Source organism: Pseudomonas sp. RW407, assembly GCF_003176655.1.
Lineage (GTDB): Bacteria > Pseudomonadota > Gammaproteobacteria > Pseudomonadales > Pseudomonadaceae > Pseudomonas > Pseudomonas delhiensis.
The window spans coordinates 441300-457946 of record NZ_QGSL01000091.1; the positions used below are offsets into that span (position 1 = coordinate 441300).

The window sequence follows — 16647 nt, forward strand, 5'->3', positions numbered from 1 at the left end:
AAGAGCATCTCGGCGCGGGCGCGAGACAGTTGCTCCTACGACCGTGCTTGCCGGGAACTGTAGGAGCGGACTCTGTCCGCGATCAGGCGGATAACGCCTGGGGCGTCATCCGCCCTGCGTCGAGCAGGTATACCGCGGGCATAAAAAAGCCCCGCCGGGTGGCGGGGCTCAAACCATAGGAGCGGTGTCTTCCTTCAGCGCACTGTCACCACAGCGGCATGGTGTAGCTGAGGATCAGGCGGTTCTCGTCCGCGGCGTTGCTGGCGGCGGTATTGCGGCTGAAGTTGCTGCGGGTGGTCGCGTTACGCCATTTCACGCCGAAGCCCTTGAGCGCGCCGTCCTGGAAGACGTAGGCGACGTCGGTGTCGCGTTCCCATTCCTTGCCTTCCCCGCTGGTGGTCAGCAGGTCGATGTTGTCGCCCTTGATGTAGCGGGTCATGAAGGTCAGGCCGGGGATGCCGATGCCGGCGAAGTTGTAGTCGTAGCGGGCCTGCCAGGACTTCTCGTCCTTGTTGGCGAAGTCGTTGATCTGGACGAAGTTCACCAGGTAGGGGTCGGCGCCGTTGATGTAGGCGAAGCCGGTGTCGCCGCTCATCTTCTGGTAGCCGACGCCGAAGGCGTGGTAGCCCAGGTTGTAGGTGAACATGGCGTTGAGCGCCTTGTTGTCGACGTTGCTGCTGCCGTCGTCGGTGGACTTGGCCCAGCGCAGGTCGGTCTTCAGCGACTGGCCCTCGGTGATCGGCAGCAGGTAGGTCGCGGTCAGGAAGTGCTGCTTGTAGAAGTCCTCCAGCTGGCCGTAGTGGTAGCCGGTGCTGAAGTTCTTGGTCCAGGCGTAGGTGCCGCCGGCGAAGTCGAACTCGTTGGTGGTGGTGCCGGTGCGGAAGCTGATGTTCTTCTTGCCGCCGCCGGTGATGGTCATCTCCTGGTAGTCGGAGGAGTCACGCAGGTTGGTCTGGTTCAGGCGGCCGGCGTCGAAGGTCAGGCCGTCGAGCTGGGTGGAGTTGAAGGCGCCGCCCAGGAACACCTGCGGCAGCAGGCGGCTGTCGTTGGGCATGATGACCGGCAGTTTCGGGATCAGGGTACCGACCTTCAGGGTGTTCTTCTCGTAGCGCAGCTTGGCGGTCATGCCCAGCTTGCTGTAGTCGTCGGCGGCGTCGCCGCTGGCGGTCTTGGGCAGCAGGCCGGAGCCGGTACGGTCCGCACTGGAATCCAGCTTCAGGCCGAGCATGCCGATGGCGTCTACCCCCACGCCAATGGTGCCCTCGGTGTAGCCGGACTCGTAGCGCAGGATGAAGCCCTGCGCCCATTCCTCGGCCTTGTTCTGCTGGGCCGGGGTGGAGGTGCGGAAATCGCGGTTGAAGTAGAAGTTGCGCAGTTCGACGCTGGCCTTGCTGTCCGAGATGAAATCGGCGTGAGCCAGGGCAGGGATGATGCAGCTGGAACCCAGCGTGGCCATGGCCACGGCACGGGCGATCGGAGTCTTGCTCATTGTTATTGTCTCCTCGAGCGCTTTGAGCAGTTCGGTGATGCCTGGACTACGCCGGCATGTCGATCTGTTACAGCCTGCCTACTAAATCATTACAGGCTTTTTCCGACTCTTAGACCTTAGTCGCTGTTGCCCGGGGTATCCCGCTGATTTGCCTGGAGTTGACCGAAGGACTTTCACTGCACCCATTGCGGGTAGTAGCCGAGGCGGTCCTGCACCTGGGCGTCGTGCGCCGGGACCACGGTGATTTCCGGGTGCGCCAGGAGCATTTCGTGGACCTTCGCCAGCTGCGCCAGGGTCTGCTCGCGGTCGCGGTCCACCAGGCGGCTGCTGGCCCAGAACTTCTGCCGCGGGCCGCTGAAGCCTTCCAGGCGCCAGCTGGTGTCGCCGCTGAAGAAGAAGCGGCGGCCGTCGCCCAGGGTGAGGAACAGGCCGACCGAGCCGGGTGTATGGCCGGGCATGGGCACCAGCACCAGGCTGCCGTCGCCGAACAGGTCCAGGCTCTCGTCGAAGGCCAGGAAGGGCGTGGGCGAGAACACGTAGGGCCGCCAGGGCGTCGCCGCGCTGAACTCGCTGGGGAACACCGCCGGCGGCGTGGCGACGTGGGCGTAGTCGATTTCCGCATAGGGTGCCCACACCGGCACCTCGGGGAAGTCCACCAGGGCCGAGGCGTGGTCCCAGTGGGCGTGGGACAGGTAGATGCGGTCGATGCGGATGCCGCTGCCGGCCAGTTGCTCGCGCACCGGGTGCACCTCGCCGAAGCGAAACAGCGGCTTGTCCCACCAGGGCATGTCCTGCTCGAACTGCGCCTGCGCCCGGCTGCCCAGGCCGGTGTCGAACAGCAGCGTGGCCGCGTGGTGCTGGATGAGCAGCGCGGTGTGGTTGACGCGCACCTGGCGCGTCCAGTCGCCGCCGGCGAGGGTCAGGGCGTCGAGGGTGGTGAGCCCGGAGGTGCGCACCAGGGCGAAGCGCAGCCCGTCGGCGTGGCCGGGCAGGCTGGCGAACCCCAGCAGCAGGGCGAGGAAGAGTCTGGCGAGGCGCATGGCGGGCATCCTGGTCCGTAGGCTCAGAGGGTGGGCAGGGGGAGGTAGCCGGGGAGGGCGCGGATGCGTTCCTGCCAGGCCTGCACGTGGGGGTAGCCGCTGGTCTCCAGGCCACCCTCGTGCGCCAGGGCTACGTAGGGATAGACCGCGATGTCGGCGATGCTCGGCCCGGCCGTGCGGGCCAGCCAGGGCTGGCGCGAGAGTTCCCCGTCGAGCAGTTCCAGGGCCTGGCGCGCCTTGGCCTGGGCCGCGCCGAGGTCGCCGGGGCGCTTGAACAGCTGGATCACCCGCGCCTGGGCCGGGCCGTGCTGGATCTCGTTGGCGGCGAAGCTCAGCCAGTGGGCGATGCGCCCCTGGGGCTCGGCGTCCAGCGGGTACCAGGACGGCTCGGCATAGCGGCGCGCCAGGTAGACCAGGATGGCCTGGGAGTCGCCCAGGCCGAAGTCGCCGTCTTCCAGGGCCGGCACCTGGCCACGCGGGTTGATGGCGAGGAAGGCCGGGCGCTTGTGCACGCCGCTGCGCAGGTCGACGTTGACCAGGTCGGCGCTCTGGCCGATCAGGCTGAGGAACAGGCGGACCTTGTAGGCATTTCCGGAGAGCGGGATGTCGTGCAGTTTCATGGCGGTGTTCCTGCTGGGTGTTGTTGTCGGGAACGGCTCCGGCAGATAGTAGACAGACAAGTCTGTATAGTTCAAGCTCGAAATACGCCTCTCCCGGTGCCCGCCAGTTCAAGAGCGCCGGCGCCTCGCGCATAATGACCGCCCAGGAGGTGCCCATGACGTCCAGCAAGGCTTCCAGCAAGCGCGAGCAGTTGCTCAATACCGCCCTCGACCTGTTCTACCGCGAGGGCTACCACGCCACGGGCATCGACCGCATCCTGGCCGAGTCCGGGGTGGCCAAGATGACCCTGTACAAGCACTTCAAGTCCAAGGACGAGCTGATCATGGCTGCCCTGGAGGAACGCCACGCGCGCACCCTGCGCCGCTTCCGCGACGGCTCGCGCCTGGCTCCGCGCGAGGCCATACTGGCGGTCTTCGACAACCTGCACGGCTACCTGCACGAGGACGGCTTCAGCGGTTGCGCCTTCATCCACGCGGCCGCCGAGTTCCATGACCGCGGGCACCCGATCCACCGCCAGGCCGCCGAGCACAAGGGCTTCATCGAGGCGTTCTTCCGTCGCCAACTGGAGGCGCTGGGCGTGCATGAGCCGGGCAAGCTGGCGCGGCAGCTGCAATATTTGCTGGAAGGGGTGCTGGTCATGGCGCACATGCACGGTCCGGCCGACCAGGCCCTGGAAGCGCGCGAGGTGGCGGAAGCCTTGCTGCGCCAGGCCGGCCATTGACGGGGGAGGATGCGATGGGCCCTGAATGCCAGCTGTTCGGAACCCTGGGGTGCCACCTGTGCGAGGTGGCTGAGGCGCTGCTGATGCCTTTCGTCGAGCACGGCCTGCTGGTGGAGCTGGTCGACATCGCCGACCGCGAGGAGTGGGTCGAGCGCTACGGCCTCAGCATCCCGGTGCTGCGCCGTTGCGACACTGGGGCGGAGCTGAACTGGCCGTTCGACGCCGAACAGGTGGCCGCCTTCCTCAGAGGCTGATCGTTCCTGCGACGCCTCTGCGCCCGGCGTCGCTCTGTGTCAGTCTTGTGCTGTCTAACCCCCTCGTTGGAGACAGCACTATGAAAATCGGATTCCTCGGCCTTGGCGGCATGGGCGCCGGCATGGCCGCGAACCTCATCCGCGGCGGCCACCAGGTGCACCTGTGGAACCGTTCGCCGGCGGCGCTGGAGCCGCTGCTGGCCCTGGGCGGCCTGGCGGCGGCCGACCCGGTGGCGGCCTTCGATGCCGACGTGGTGATTTCCATGCTCGCCGACGACACCGCGACCCGCGCGGTGCTCCTCGACAGCGGCGCCCTGGACTCGGCGCGGCCGGGGCTGATCCACCTGAGCATGGCCACGCTGTCGGTGGCCCTGATCGGCGAGCTGGCCGAGCGCCACCGCCAGCGTGACCTGGCCTTCATCGCCGCGCCTGTGTTCGGCCGCACCGACGTGGCCGAGGCCGGCAAGCTCAACATCCTCGCCGCGGGCCCCGCCGAGGCCATCGCCGAAGTGCAGCCGCTGCTCGACCTGATGGGCCAGAAGACCTGGCCGCTGGGCGACGACCCCCTGAGCGCGGCGGCGGTGAAGATCGCCGGCAACTTCATGATCGCCAGCGCCATCGAGGCCATGGGCGAGGCCTCGGCCCTGGCCAAGGGCTTCGGCGTGGAGCCGGCGCAACTGCTGGAGATCATGGGCAGCACCCTGTTCAACGCGCCGGTGTACCGCAACTATGGCGCGCTGATCGCCGAGCAGCGCTACGAGCCGGCGGCATTCCGCCTGGTGCTCGGCCTGAAGGACGTGGGCCTGGCCCTGGCGGCGGGGCAGAGCCGCCACGTGCCGCTGCCGTTCGCCAGCGTGCTGCGCGACAACCTGCTGGAAGCGGTGGCCCAGGGCGACGGCGAGCGGGATTGGGCGGCACTGGCGCAGGTGGCGTTGCGCCGCTCCGGGCAGGCGTAAGGGCGTAGGGCGGATAACGTTCGACGTTATCCGCCGTTTGACCTTGGCCTCAGGCGCGCCTCGGGCTTGGTCACGGAGTACCTCGTTCCGGGCGTTCCGAGTTCAACCGCGAAGCCGGGCATGAGCTGGGTGAAACGGCGTATAACCGCGAACGGTTATACGCCCTACGTCTGGGCGTGGGGAAATGCCTGCCGGGAAAAATCGCAGGCAATAAAAAACCCGCCGGTTAAGGCGGGTTTTTCGGGAATTGGTCGGAGCGACTGGATTCGAACCAGCGACCTTCTCGTCCCGAACGAGACGCGCTACCAAGCTGCGCTACGCTCCGTTTGATGGCGCGCATTCTACCGAAAAACTTTTGATGCACAAGGGGTTAGCGAAAAATTTTTCAGAAATATTTTCTTCCCCCCCGAAAAGGCCGACGCCCCGCGGGACTCGGAGTCCGGCGGGGCGCCCGGGTGCTGGCGGTCGGGGATCAGAGATCCTTGACGGTACGCACCTGGTCCTTGTTCACGCGTACGCGTTTGCCGTCCAGTTGTTCGAATTCATAGAAACCGGTGTCGTCGTCGTACTTGGGCGTGTCGACGGACTGGATCTCGCGGCCGTCGTTCAGGGTGATGACGCTGGGGCTGGAGCAACCAGCGAGTGCGCCAAGGCCCAGGACGAGCAGGAAAGCTGGGAGCGCGCGATTGATCATTCGTATATCTCCTGTACGAATCGAGGTTTGTTCGGAGTTTCCGACTGGGAGAGTAGTGGCAAAGTTCCCCGTCATTTCTCGAAAGACCCTGGATCGAGCGTCTAGCCCGGGCTGTTCAGCAGCTCGGGGGAGTTCAGGTTGGCCAGGCGCGGGTCGTCCCTGGCGCAGGCCACCGGGCACGCCCCCAGGGGCAGCAGGACCTGGCGCGGGCTGCGCTCGCCGCGTTGCCAGGCGGCTTCCAGCTGGGGCGCCAGGGCCTTGGGCAGGATGCAGAACAGCGGCTCCCAGTGCTCGCCGTCGTGCAGCATGTGCGGTACTTCGGGTCGCGCGGCGGCGGCCTGGCGCAGGCGCTCGATGAGTTCCTCGTCGAACAGCGGGGCGTCGCAGGGCAGCACCAGCAGCCAGGGGTGACGGGCGGCCTGCAGGCCGGCGCGGATGCCGGCGAGCGGGCCGGGGTAGTCCGGGGTGTCGTCGTGCACCAGCTGGTCGGCGTAGGCCCGGTAGATGTCGGCGTTGCGGTTGCAGGAGACGATCAGGTCGTCGCTCAGCGGGCGCACGCGTTCGTGCAGGTAGCTGATCAACGGGCGCCCGCGCCATTCCAGCAGGCCCTTGTCGCGCCCCCCCATGCGCTGGCCGCGGCCCCCGGCGAGCAGCAGGACGGAACAGGGCGGCAGGGTGGTGTCAGGCATGGCGAGGTCTCCGGAACGGGCCTGTGATATAACACCGGCATCCCCGTCTCTCAAGCAAGGACACCGTCCATGAGCCACCTGGCCACGCCCGAATTCGTCCCGCTGAACATCGCCGTGCTCACCGTCAGCGACACTCGCACCCTGGAGACCGACACCTCCGGCCAGCTGTTCGTCGACCGTCTGAGCGCCGCCGGCCACAACCTGGCCGCGCGGGTGTTGCTGAAGGACGACCTCTACCGCATCCGCGCCCAGGTCGCCACCTGGATCGCCGAGGAGCAGGTGCAGGTGGTGCTGGTCACCGGCGGCACCGGCTTCACCGGCCGCGACAGCACCCCGGAGGCGGTGGCCTGCCTGCTGGACAAGGTGGTGGACGGCTTCGGCGAGCTGTTCCGGCAGATCTCGGTGGCCGACATCGGCACTTCCACCGTGCAGTCCCGCGCCCTGGCCGGGCTGGCCAACGGCACCCTGGTGTGCTGCCTGCCGGGCTCCACCAATGCCTGCCGCACCGCCTGGGACGGCATCCTCGCCGAGCAGCTGGACGCCCGCCACCGCCCGTGCAACTTCGTGCCGCACCTGAAGCAGGCCGCGCCCTGCGAGAGCCGCGGATGAGCTGCTGCGACAAGCCCGGCCTGCTGCCGGTCGAGGAGGCCCTGGCGCAACTGATGGCGCTGGCGGCCCAGGCGCCGATCGAGGAAATCGAGCAGGTTCCCCTGGCCGAGGCCGAGGGCCGCGTGCTGGCAGCGCCGCTGCTGTCCGGTTTCGACCTGCCGCCCTGGGACAATAGCGCCATGGACGGCTACGCGCTGCGCCTGGCCGACTGGCAGGGCGAGCCCCTGGTGGTGAGCCAGAAGATTTTTGCCGGCGTCGCCCCCGAGCCGCTGCAGGCAGGCACCTGCGCGCGCATCTTCACCGGCGCGCCCGTGCCCCATGGCGCGGATTGCGTGGAGATGCAGGAGAACGTCGAGGTGCTGGAAGACGGCCGCGTGCGCTTCCTCGAAGCGCTGCGCTTCGGCCAGCACATCCGCCCGCAGGGCCAGGAGACCCGCCAGGGCGACCAGGTGCTGCCGGCGGGCACGCGCCTGGGCGCCATCGAGCTGGGCCTGGCCGCCTCGCTTGGCCAGGCCGTGCTGAACGTGCGGCGCAAGCCGCGGGTGGCGCTGCTGTCCACCGGCGACGAGCTGGTGGAGCCGGGCCAGCCGCTGCGCACCGGGCAGATCTACAACAGCAACCGCGCCGTGCTGAAGGCCTGGCTGCTGCGTTCCGGCTGTGAGGTGCGGGATGCCGGCATCCTCCCCGACGACCTGGCGAAGACCCGCGAAGTGCTCGGCTCCTTGGGCGACGCCGACCTGATCCTGACCACCGGCGGCGTTTCCGTGGGCGAGGCCGACTTCCTCGGCGCGGCCCTGCGCGAGGCCGGCGAGCTGGCGCTGTGGAAGCTGGCGATCAAGCCGGGCAAGCCGCTGACCGTGGGCCACTACCAGGGGACTCCGGTGATCGGCCTGCCGGGCAACCCGGCCTCTACCCTGGTCACCTTCGCCCTGCTGGCGCGCCCCTACCTGCTGCGTCGCCTGGGTGTGGAGGCGGTGATGCCGCTGCGCTTCGAGGTGCCCGCCGGCTTCGCCTGGAAGCACGCCGGCAACCGCCGCGAATACCTGCGCGCGCGGCTGGAGAACGGCCGTGCGCTGATCTACCCGAACCAGAGCTCCGGCGTGCTGCGCAGCGCCGCCTGGGCCGACGGCCTGGTGGAAGTGCGCGAGGGGCGGACGCTGGAAGAGGGCGAGACGGTGCCCTTCATCCCGCTCAGCGAGGTGTTGTTGTAGGTGCAACTGCCTTGCCGGCTGAGCCGTGCTCGCCTGCAATGTAGGAGCGGGCCCTGCCCGCGATTCGCGCGCAGGGCGCGCTCCTACAGGGGATCGTGCCTCCCGGCACCTGTCGGCGAATCGTGCCCATGGGGTGCGCCGACGAAATCCGTTCACCCCGCCGCCGGCCGGTGGCGCTGGCGGTATTCCCCCGGCGTTTCCCCGGTCCAGCCCTTGAAGCTGCGGTGGAAGGAGCGCGACTCGGTGAAGCCCAGGTACTGGGCGATGTCCTGGATCTGCAGGTCGCTGTGCAGCAGGTAGTGCTCGGCCAGCTCCTGGCGCAGCGTGTCGAGTATCTGCTGGTAGCTGGTGCCGGCCTGCTGCAGGTGGCGTTGCAGGGTGCGCACGGTCATCTCGAAGCGTTCGGCGACGCGCTCCTTGCGCGGTAGGCCGTCCTTCATCAGCAGGCGCAGGGCGTTCTTCACCCGCAGCGGCAACGGCTCGTCGTCGTCCAGCTCGGCCATCATGGCCAGGGCGTGCTCTTCCAGGGTGCGCAGCAGGTTGGCGTCGGCCTGGCGCAGCGGGAAGGCCAGCAGCGGCAGGGGCACCAGCAGGGCGCTGCAGGGCTTTTCGAAGCGCACCGGGCAGCCGAACAGCCGCTCGTATTCGGCCAGGTCGGTGCCGGCCGGCTGCGGGTGTTCGAACCAGACCTCCTCGGGCGAGCCTTCGAAGTCGGCGATCCAGCGTGCGTACAGCAGCCAGGAGGCCAGCACGTTCTCCACCATGTGGCGGCGGATGTCGGCGGCCTGGTGGCGGCAGCTCCAGACCAGGCGCACGTGACCGTCGCCCGGCTCGACGCGGCTCACGCCCATGTCCCCCACCAGCTTCTCGTAGGGGATGATGCGGTTCATCGCCTCGCCCAGGGTGGCGCAGTTCATGGTGATGTAGCCGAGCACGCTCCACGAGCCCGGCTGCACGAAGCGCGCGGCGTGCAGGCCGAACAGCGGGTCGTCGGCGTGTTCGCAGAAATGCCCCAGCAGGCGCTCGTGGGCCTCGCTGGGCAGGCGCTGGCTGTTGTCGGCCAGCTGCGCGCGGGTGAGGCCGGCGGCCTGCAGGCCGGCGTCGACGTCCAGGCCGAGGTGCTCGGCCTGGCGCAGGTACTTGAGCAGGGCGGGTACGGAGGTGTAGCCGAGGGCGTGCATGGGGCGCTCTTGTTCTGGTGGCTCTATTGGCGACAGGCGCTGGCCCGATCCGACAGTGACAGGCTCGGGCGGCGCACTAGTATAGGCAGCCATTGCAAGCGATCGGAACAGGAGCACGGCAGGCATGCGACGCTGGAATGGCTGGGGTGAGGAAAGCACTTCGATGGAGCTGCCCGGCTCGGGCCGCGCCTTTCTCGCCGAGCAGATCGGCCCTGGCCTCGCGCTGCCCGACGCCAGCCTCGACAGCGTGCTGGCCAGGGTGCCGGCCTCGCGCCTGGCCGACCACCCGCTGGTGCTGCGCGAGCCCATGGACCGCCTGCTGCACGCCCGCGGCCAGAGCCTGGCCGACTGGCTGGCCATGCGCGAGGGCGAGTTCGGCCGCTTCCCCGACGGCGTGGCCTACCCGCAGAGCGCCGAGCAGATCCGCGAACTGCTGCGCCATGCCCAGGCCACCGACTGCCTGCTGATCCCCTACGGCGGCGGCACCTCGGTGGCCGGGCACATCAACCCGCCGGCCGCCGACAAGCCGGTGCTGACCGTCTCCCTGGCGCACATGAACCGTCTGCTGGAGCTGGACGAGGAGAGCCTGGTGGCCACCTTCGGCCCCGGCGCCAACGGCCCGCAGGTGGAAAGCCAGCTGCGCGCCCGCGGCTACACCCTCGGCCACTTCCCGCAGTCCTGGGAGCTCTCGACCCTCGGCGGCTGGGTGGCCAGCCGCTCCAGCGGCCAGCAGTCGCTGCGCTATGGGCGCATCGAGCAGCTATTCGCCGGCGGCACCCTGGAGACCTTCGCCGGGCCGCTGGACATCCCCACCTTCCCGGCCTCGTCCGCCGGCCCCGACCTGCGCGAGCTGGTGCTGGGCTCGGAAGGCCGCTTCGGCATCCTCTCCTCGGTGAAGGTGCGCGTCTCGCGGCTGGCCGAGCAGGAACGCTTCTACGTGGTCTTCCTGCCGTCCTGGGAACAGGGCCTGGCGGCCATCCGCGACCTGGCCCAGGCACGGGTGCAACTGTCCATGCTGCGCCTGTCCAATGCCGTGGAAACCCGCACCCAGCTGACCCTCGCCGGGCACCCCGGGCAGATCGCCTGGCTGGAGCGCTACCTGAAGTGGCGCGGGGCGGGCGAGGGCAAGTGCATGCTGACCTTCGGCGTCACCGGCAGCCGCGCGCAGAACGCCGCCTCGCTGAAGCTCGCGCGGCGCCTGCTGAAGGGCTTCGGCGGGGTGTTCACCGGCACCCTGCTGGGGCGCAAGTGGGAGGCCAGCCGCTTCCGCTCGCCCTATTTGCGCGAAACGCTCTGGCAGGCCGGCTACGTGGTGGACACCCTGGAGACCGCCACCGACTGGAGCAACGTCGACAACCTCATGCAGCGCATCGAGGCCAGCCTGCGCGACGGCCTGGCGGCGGAAGGCGAGCGGGTGCACGTGTTCACCCACCTGTCCCACGTCTACGGCGAAGGCTCCAGCATCTACACCACCTACGTGTTCCGCCCCGCGGCCAGCTACGCCGCCACCCTCGAACGCTGGCGCCGGCTCAAGGACGCCGCCAGCCGGACGATCGTCGACAACCGCGGCACCATCAGCCACCAGCACGGCGTGGGCCGCGACCACGCGCCCTACCTGGCGGTGGAGAAGGGCGAGCTGGGCATGGCCACCCTGCGGGCCCTGGCCAGCCATTTCGACCCCGCCGGCCGGCTCAACCCCGGCAGCCTGCTGCAGGACTGACGCCATGTGGAACGCCGCCTGGCGCAGGCAGGCACTGGCCGAACTGGCCGGGCGCGACTGGGACCTGATCGTGGTCGGCGGCGGCATCACCGGCGCCGGCATCCTCCGCGAGGCCGCGCGGCGCGGCTGGCGCTGCCTGCTGCTGGAACAGCGCGACTTCGCCTGGGGCACCTCCAGCCGTTCCTCGAAGATGGTCCACGGCGGCCTGCGCTACATCGCCAAGGGCCAGGTCGGCCTGACCCGCGACTCGGTGCGCGAGCGCCAGCGCCTGCTCGGCGAGGCGCCGGGGCTGGTGGAGCCGCTGAGCTTCATCATGCCGCACTACCGCGGCGGCTTCCCCGGGCCGAAGGTGTTCGGCGGCCTGCTGGCCGTGTACGACGCCCTGGCCGGCAAGCGCAACCACCTCTACTACCCGCTGCAGCAACTGCGCTACCTGGCGCCGGGACTGAAGGAGGAAGGCCTGCTGGGCGGCACGCGCTTCGCCGATGCGGTGGTGGACGACGCCCGGCTGGTCATGCGCGTACTGGACGAGGCCCGCGCCGACGGCGGCGAGGCCCTCAACGGCCTGCGCGTGCTGGAGCTGCGTCGCGACGGCGGGCGGGTCACCGGCCTGCTGGCGGAGGACCGCGAAGGCGCGGGGCGCTTCGCCTTCCGCGCCGGCGCGGTGGCGCTGGCCACCGGCGCCTGGGCCGACCGGTTGCGCCGGATGGAGGGCGACGAGCACATCCGCCCCCTGCGCGGCAGCCACCTGCTGCTGCCGGCCTGGCGCCTGCCGGTGGCCCATGCCTTCAGCTTCATGCACCGGGCGGACAAGCGCCCGGTGTTCGTCTTCCCCTGGGAAGGCGCCACCGTGGTCGGCACCACCGACCTGGACCATGGCGACGGCCTGGACGGCGACGCCCGCATCAGCCGCGCGGAGCTGGACTACCTGCTGGAGGCCTGCGCGCAGCAGTTTCCCGCCGCCCGTATCGGCGAGGCCGACGTGCGCTCGACCTGGGCCGGCGTGCGCCCGGTGGTCGCCAGCGGCGCCGCGCAGCAGAAGAAGCCCTCGGACGAGAAGCGCGAACACGCCCTGTGGAGCGAACCCGGCTGCGTGACCCTGGCCGGCGGCAAGCTCACCACCTTCCGCCTGCTGGCCCTGGAAGTGCTGCGGGCCTGCGCGCCCATGCTCGGCAAGACGCTGGAAGACAGCCCCGAGCCGATCTTCGCCGCAACCCCCGAAGTCGACCTGCCGGGCCTGGGGCCGCAGCAACGGCGGCGCCTGGCCGGCCGCCACGGGCGCAACCTGGCGCAGCTGGCCGGGCTGCTGGCGCAAATCGGCAACGGCCGGGTGGGCGACAGCGACTGCCTGTGGGCCGAGCTGGCCTGGGCCGCCGAAGGCGAACTGGTGCTGCACCTGGACGACCTGCTGCTGCGCCGCACGCGCCTGGGCCTGCTGCTGGCGCACGGCGGCGCCGCCGAGCTGCCGGCCATCCGCGCGCTGTGCCAGGCACGCCTGGGCTGGGACGACGCCCGCTGGAGCGAAGAAGAACGTGCCTACCTGGACCTCTGGCGGCGCTGCTACAGCCTGCCGGCCCCGGCGGGTAGCTGAGAGCCACGAGCGGCAAGCCACAAGAAGACCGAGAGCGCGCAATGGATAACGACAAGAGCTACCTGCTGGCCATCGACAACGGCACCCAGAGCGTGCGCGTGCTGCTCTTCGACCTTGCCGGCAACCTGGTGGGCAAGGGCAAGGTGGAGCTGGAGGCCTACTATTCGACCCAGCCCGGCTGGGCCGAGCAGGACCCGGAGTACTACTGGGCCAGGCTCGGCGAGGCCTGCCAGTTGCTCTGGGCGCAGACCGGCGTCGACCGCAGCCTGATCCGCGGCGTGTCGCTGACCACCCAGCGCGGCACCGTGATCCACGTGGACGAGCAGGGCAAGCCGCTGCGCCCGGCGATCCTCTGGCTGGACCAGCGCCGCGCCGAGGTCGAGGGGCGCATCAAGGGGCCCTGGGGCTGGTTGTTCAAGCTGGCTGGCGCCGAGGGCGCGGTGGACTACTTCCGCAGCCAGGCCGAGGTCAACTGGGTGGCGCAGCAGCAGCCGCAGCTGCACGTGGCCACGCACAAGGTACTGCTGCTGTCGGGTTTTCTCACTCACCGCCTGTGCGGGCGCTTCGTCGATTCCCTGGCGTGCAGCGTGGCCTACCTGCCGTTCGACTACAAACGTCTTAAATGGGCCGCCCCGCGCGACTGGAAATGGCAGGCGGTGAAGGTGCGCCAGGAGCAGTTGCCGCAGCTGTTCAAGCCGGGTGAAAAGCTCGGCGAGATCAGCGCCGAGGCCAGCCGCCACACCGGCATCCCCGAGGGCCTGCCGCTGATCGCCGCCGGCGCCGACAAGGCCTGCGAGGTGCTCGGCGCCGGGGCCATCGAGCCCAGCGTGGCCTGCCTGTCCTACGGCACCACCGCGACCATCAACACCACCCGCCCGCGCTACCTGGAGACCATCCCGCTGATCCCGCCGTACCCGGCGGCGATCCCCGACCACTTCAACACCGAGGTCATGATCTACCGCGGCTTCTGGATGGTCAGCTGGTTCAAGCGCGAGTTCGGCCTGCGCGAGATGCAGCGCGCCGCCGAGCTAGGCGTGGAACCGGAGAAGCTGTTCGACGAACTGGTCGAGCAGGTGCCGCCCGGCTCCATGGGCCTGATGCTGCAGCCCTACTGGACGCCGGGCATCCGCGAGCCGGGGCTGGAGGCCAAGGGCGCGGTGATCGGCTTCGGCGACGTGCACACCCGCGCGCACCTGTACCGCGCCATCCTCGAAGGCCTGGCCTACGCCCTGCGCCAGGGCAAGGAGCGCATCGAGAAGCGCTCCGGCACCCGCATCGAGCGCCTGCGCGTGGCCGGCGGCGGCTCCCAGAGCGACGCCGCCATGCAGCTGACCGCCGACATCTTCGGCCTGCCGGCGGAGCGCCCGCACGTCTACGAGGCCTCCGGCCTGGGCGCGGCCATCGACTGCGCGGTGGGGCTGGGGCTGTACCCGGACTTCGCCAGCGCCATCGCCGCCATGACCCGCGTCGGCCAGGTATTCCAGCCGCGCCCGCAGGCGCAGCGCACCTACGAGCGGCTGTACCGCGAGGTCTACCAGCGCATGTACCGGCAACTCCGGCCGCTGTACCGGAGCATCCGCGAGATCACCGGCTACCCGGCCTGAACTTCGCTCCCCGGTTGGTTGGTCCATAGTGAATGGATTTCGATAAGGGGAGAGGGACCATGGCGAAACCCGAGGCAATGCTCATCCTGCACGGCAAGCAGGCGGCCAACGACGTCGTGCGCGCGGCGGTGCTGGCGCGCCGCGAGGCCGGCTGGCGGCTGGACGTGCGGGTCACCTGGGAGGAAGGCGACGCCGAGCGCCTGGTCGGCGAGGCGCTGGCGGCCGGCTACCCGACGCTGGTCGCCGGCGGTGGCGACGGCACCGCGCGGGCCGTGGCTGAGGCGCTGTACCGCGCCGGCGCACCGGCCAGCCTGGCGTTGCTGCCGCTGGGCACGGCCAACGACTTCGCCCGCGCCGCCGGCATCCCGCTGGAGCCGGACGCGGCCCTGGGGCTGCTGGAGGGCGCGGCGCGGCCCATCGACCTGGGCGAGGTCCAGGGGCGCATCTTCCTCAATATGGCCACCGGCGGCTTCGGCTCCACGGTCACCGCCAACACCTCCGAGGACCTGAAGAAGGCCCTGGGCGGCGCGGCCTACCTGCTGACCGGGATCAGCCGCTTCTCCGAGGTGCACTCGGCCCAGGGCCGTTTCCGCGGCCCGGGCTTCGACTGGCAGGGCGAGTTCCTCGCCCTGGGCATCGGCAACGGCCGCCAGGCCGGCGGCGGCCACCCGCTGTGCGTCCAGGCCCTGGCCGACGACGGGCTGCTGGACGTCAGCATCCTGCCGGCGCCGGGCGACATGCTGTCGGCCCTGGGAACGCTGCTCGGCAGTGGTGGCGGGCTGCAGGAGCTGTTCGTCCGCGCGCGCCTGCCGTGGCTCGAACTGGAGGCCGGCGAGGGCCTGGCGATCAACCTCGACGGCGAGCCCCTGGAAGCCCGCCGGGCACGCTTCGAGGTACGCCCGGCGGCGCTGCGCCTGCACCTGCCGGCGGATTCGCCGCTGCTCGGCGACTGATCGCCGGGGCTGGCCCGGGACGGGCTTCTAAGGCATGATGGCGTAGCGCCAGTATTTCGTCGCCGGAATTCTGGCCGATAGCCCTACGCTATTCATCCCGATTTCAGGAGCCCCCATGGCCGGCATTCTCGACAGCGTCGATCAACGCACCCGACTGGTGGGGCAGAACCGCCTGGAGATCCTGGTGTTCCGCCTGGCCGGCCGGCAGCAGTTCGCCATCAACGTATTCAAGGTCCAGGAGGTGCTGCAGCTGCCGCGCCTGACGCTGATCCCGCAGCGCCACCCGATGATCTGCGGGGTGATCAACCTGCGCGGCCAGACCCTGCCGGTAATCGACCTGTCTCACGCCATCGGCATGCGCCCGCTGCGCCCCGAGGAGCGCAGCACCATCATCGTCACCGAGTACAACCGCTCGGTGCAGGCCTTCCTGGTCGGCGGCGTGGAACGCATCCTCAACCTCAACTGGGAGGCGGTGCAGCCGCCGCCCGGGGGCGCCGGGCGCCAGCACTACCTGACCGCCATCACCCGCGTCGACGAGCGCCTGGTGGAAATCATCGACGTGGAGAAGGTGCTGGCCGAGATAGTGCCGATGAACACCCGCGTCTCCGCCGAGCGCCTGGACCACGACCTGCTGGCGCAGACCAGTGGCCGCGAGGTGCTGGTGGTGGACGACTCCAGCGTCGCCGTGGCCCAGTTGCGCGACACCCTCGGCCAGCTCGGCCTGAAACTGCACGTGGCCACCGACGGCCTGCGCGCGCTGCGCCAGCTGCAGGCCTGGGCCAACGCCGGCGAGGACGTGGAGGAGAAGCTGCTGATGGTCTTCACCGACGCCGAGATGCCGGAGATGGATGGCTACCGCCTGACCACCGAGATCCGCAACGACCCGCGCCTGGCCGGGCTCTACGTGGTGCTGCACACCTCGCTGTCGGGCAGCTTCAACGAGGCCATGGTGCGCAAGGTGGGCTGCGACGACTTCCTCTCCAAGTTCCAGCCGGACCTGCTGGTGGACGTGATCCGCCGGTGCCTGGAGAAGCTGCCGGCCTGAGCCGCGACCCTGTCCAACCGTAGGGCGAATAACCGTTCGCGGTTATCCGCCGTCGGCCGGGACGCCGGTGCCCGACGGCCGCGGCGGATAACGCCGTAGGCGTTATGCGCCCTACGGGATGGTCCGGCGCGGCTGGCGGGTTCAATCGCGGACGGAGTCTCCTACGACCGTGCTCGACCGTAGGGCGAATAACCGTTCGCGGTTATCCGCCGCTCGCTGGCGCACCGGTACCCGGCGGCGGCGGATAACGCCGTAGGCGTTATGCGCCC

The 16647-nt window shown here is 69.7% G+C and carries 16 protein-coding genes and 1 tRNA gene; 10 read left to right on the forward strand and 7 right to left on the reverse strand.

Annotated features, from left to right (window positions below):
• Positions 1-205: 205 nt before the first annotated feature.
• The 3 genes from DK254_RS14305 to DK254_RS14315 all read right to left on the reverse strand — a co-directional run bounded on the left by DK254_RS14305 (position 206) and on the right by DK254_RS14315 (position 3149).
• The gene (locus tag DK254_RS14305) at positions 206-1489 is read right to left on the reverse strand and encodes an OprD family porin (RefSeq protein ID WP_109934285.1); all 1284 of its coding nucleotides are present in this window, start codon (positions 1487-1489) and stop codon (positions 206-208) included.
• Between the two features lie 173 nt (positions 1490-1662).
• Complete coding sequence (locus DK254_RS14310; RefSeq protein ID WP_109934286.1) at positions 1663-2529, reverse strand: MBL fold metallo-hydrolase; 867 nt, start codon at positions 2527-2529, stop codon at positions 1663-1665.
• A gap of 23 nt (positions 2530-2552) precedes the next feature.
• On the reverse strand, positions 2553-3149 hold the full coding sequence (locus DK254_RS14315; protein WP_109934287.1) for a glutathione S-transferase family protein: 597 nt from the start codon (positions 3147-3149) through the stop codon (positions 2553-2555).
• A 155-nt stretch (positions 3150-3304) separates the two neighbouring features.
• Here DK254_RS14315 and DK254_RS14320 point away from each other — a divergent pair, with 155 nt between their 5' ends.
• The 3 genes from DK254_RS14320 to DK254_RS14330 all read left to right on the forward strand — a co-directional run bounded on the left by DK254_RS14320 (position 3305) and on the right by DK254_RS14330 (position 5081).
• On the forward strand, positions 3305-3871 hold the full coding sequence (locus DK254_RS14320) for a TetR/AcrR family transcriptional regulator (RefSeq protein WP_109934288.1): 567 nt from the start codon (positions 3305-3307) through the stop codon (positions 3869-3871).
• Positions 3872-3885: 14 nt separating this feature from the next.
• Entirely contained in the window at positions 3886-4125 is a 240-nt protein-coding gene (locus DK254_RS14325; protein WP_109934289.1) for a glutaredoxin family protein, read from the forward strand.
• Positions 4126-4205: 80 nt separating this feature from the next.
• Positions 4206-5081 carry an NAD(P)-dependent oxidoreductase gene (locus tag DK254_RS14330; protein WP_109934290.1) on the forward strand — a complete coding sequence of 292 codons (876 nt, stop codon included), beginning with the start codon at positions 4206-4208 and terminating at the stop codon, positions 5079-5081.
• 248 nt (positions 5082-5329) lie between these two features.
• Here the strand turns inward: DK254_RS14330 and DK254_RS14335 are convergent.
• From DK254_RS14335 to mobA, 3 genes are all read right to left on the reverse strand, one after another.
• Positions 5330-5406 (reverse strand) — tRNA-Pro (locus DK254_RS14335).
• A 147-nt stretch (positions 5407-5553) separates the two neighbouring features.
• A complete protein-coding gene (locus tag DK254_RS14340) occupies positions 5554-5775 on the reverse strand; it encodes a YgdI/YgdR family lipoprotein (protein WP_009621327.1) in 222 nt (73 codons plus the stop codon).
• Between the two features lie 101 nt (positions 5776-5876).
• Positions 5877-6464 carry a molybdenum cofactor guanylyltransferase MobA gene (mobA, locus tag DK254_RS14345; RefSeq protein WP_109934291.1) on the reverse strand — a complete coding sequence of 196 codons (588 nt, stop codon included), beginning with the start codon at positions 6462-6464 and terminating at the stop codon, positions 5877-5879.
• A 69-nt stretch (positions 6465-6533) separates the two neighbouring features.
• Here mobA and moaB point away from each other — a divergent pair, with 69 nt between their 5' ends.
• A complete protein-coding gene (gene moaB, locus DK254_RS14350; RefSeq protein WP_109934292.1) occupies positions 6534-7073 on the forward strand; it encodes a molybdenum cofactor biosynthesis protein B in 540 nt (179 codons plus the stop codon).
• Positions 7070-8284, forward strand: coding sequence for a gephyrin-like molybdotransferase Glp (gene glp / locus DK254_RS14355; RefSeq protein ID WP_109934293.1), 1215 nt, complete (start codon positions 7070-7072; stop codon positions 8282-8284). Before moaB ends, glp begins: the two co-directional genes overlap by 4 nt.
• Positions 8285-8436: 152 nt before the next feature.
• Here the strand turns inward: glp and DK254_RS14360 are convergent, their stop codons facing one another.
• Positions 8437-9465, reverse strand: a complete 1029-nt coding sequence (locus tag DK254_RS14360; RefSeq protein ID WP_109934294.1) for an AraC family transcriptional regulator — start codon at positions 9463-9465, stop codon at positions 8437-8439.
• 124 nt (positions 9466-9589) lie between these two features.
• Between DK254_RS14360 and DK254_RS14365 the strand changes: the two genes are divergently transcribed.
• From DK254_RS14365 to DK254_RS14385, 5 genes are all read left to right on the forward strand, one after another.
• Positions 9590-11185: an FAD-binding oxidoreductase gene (locus DK254_RS14365; RefSeq protein WP_109934295.1), complete on the forward strand. Its 1596-nt coding sequence runs from the start codon at positions 9590-9592 to the stop codon at positions 11183-11185.
• A gap of 4 nt (positions 11186-11189) precedes the next feature.
• Positions 11190-12776, forward strand: coding sequence for a glycerol-3-phosphate dehydrogenase/oxidase (locus DK254_RS14370; RefSeq protein ID WP_109934296.1), 1587 nt, complete (start codon positions 11190-11192; stop codon positions 12774-12776).
• A gap of 41 nt (positions 12777-12817) precedes the next feature.
• Positions 12818-14380, forward strand: coding sequence for an FGGY-family carbohydrate kinase (locus tag DK254_RS14375; RefSeq protein ID WP_109934297.1), 1563 nt, complete (start codon positions 12818-12820; stop codon positions 14378-14380).
• A 59-nt stretch (positions 14381-14439) separates the two neighbouring features.
• Complete coding sequence (yegS, locus tag DK254_RS14380) at positions 14440-15333, forward strand: lipid kinase YegS (RefSeq protein ID WP_109934298.1); 894 nt, start codon at positions 14440-14442, stop codon at positions 15331-15333.
• A 115-nt stretch (positions 15334-15448) separates the two neighbouring features.
• Positions 15449-16378 carry a chemotaxis protein CheV gene (locus DK254_RS14385; RefSeq protein WP_109934299.1) on the forward strand — a complete coding sequence of 310 codons (930 nt, stop codon included), beginning with the start codon at positions 15449-15451 and terminating at the stop codon, positions 16376-16378.
• Positions 16379-16647 lie beyond the last annotated feature (269 nt).

Excerpts from the sequence above, each read along its gene's own strand:
- DK254_RS14310 (WP_109934286.1), bottom strand. The coding sequence starts at position 2,529 with ATGCGCCTCGCCAGACTCTTCCTCGCCCTGCTGCTGGGGTTCGCCAGC.
- DK254_RS14375 (WP_109934297.1), top strand. The coding sequence starts at position 12,818 with ATGGATAACGACAAGAGCTACCTGCTGGCCATCGACAACGGCACCCAG.
- DK254_RS14370 (WP_109934296.1), top strand. The coding sequence starts at position 11,190 with ATGTGGAACGCCGCCTGGCGCAGGCAGGCACTGGCCGAACTGGCCGGG.
- DK254_RS14385 (WP_109934299.1), top strand. The coding sequence starts at position 15,449 with ATGGCCGGCATTCTCGACAGCGTCGATCAACGCACCCGACTGGTGGGG.
- DK254_RS14330 (WP_109934290.1), top strand. The coding sequence starts at position 4,206 with ATGAAAATCGGATTCCTCGGCCTTGGCGGCATGGGCGCCGGCATGGCC.
- moaB (WP_109934292.1), top strand. The coding sequence starts at position 6,534 with ATGAGCCACCTGGCCACGCCCGAATTCGTCCCGCTGAACATCGCCGTG.
- DK254_RS14305 (WP_109934285.1), bottom strand. The coding sequence starts at position 1,489 with ATGAGCAAGACTCCGATCGCCCGTGCCGTGGCCATGGCCACGCTGGGT.
- glp (WP_109934293.1), top strand. The coding sequence starts at position 7,070 with ATGAGCTGCTGCGACAAGCCCGGCCTGCTGCCGGTCGAGGAGGCCCTG.
- DK254_RS14340 (WP_009621327.1), bottom strand. The coding sequence starts at position 5,775 with ATGATCAATCGCGCGCTCCCAGCTTTCCTGCTCGTCCTGGGCCTTGGC.
- DK254_RS14315 (WP_109934287.1), bottom strand. The coding sequence starts at position 3,149 with ATGAAACTGCACGACATCCCGCTCTCCGGAAATGCCTACAAGGTCCGC.
- mobA (WP_109934291.1), bottom strand. The coding sequence starts at position 6,464 with ATGCCTGACACCACCCTGCCGCCCTGTTCCGTCCTGCTGCTCGCCGGG.
- DK254_RS14320 (WP_109934288.1), top strand. The coding sequence starts at position 3,305 with ATGACGTCCAGCAAGGCTTCCAGCAAGCGCGAGCAGTTGCTCAATACC.
- yegS (WP_109934298.1), top strand. The coding sequence starts at position 14,440 with ATGGCGAAACCCGAGGCAATGCTCATCCTGCACGGCAAGCAGGCGGCC.
- DK254_RS14360 (WP_109934294.1), bottom strand. The coding sequence starts at position 9,465 with ATGCACGCCCTCGGCTACACCTCCGTACCCGCCCTGCTCAAGTACCTG.
- DK254_RS14365 (WP_109934295.1), top strand. The coding sequence starts at position 9,590 with ATGCGACGCTGGAATGGCTGGGGTGAGGAAAGCACTTCGATGGAGCTG.
- DK254_RS14325 (WP_109934289.1), top strand. The coding sequence starts at position 3,886 with ATGGGCCCTGAATGCCAGCTGTTCGGAACCCTGGGGTGCCACCTGTGC.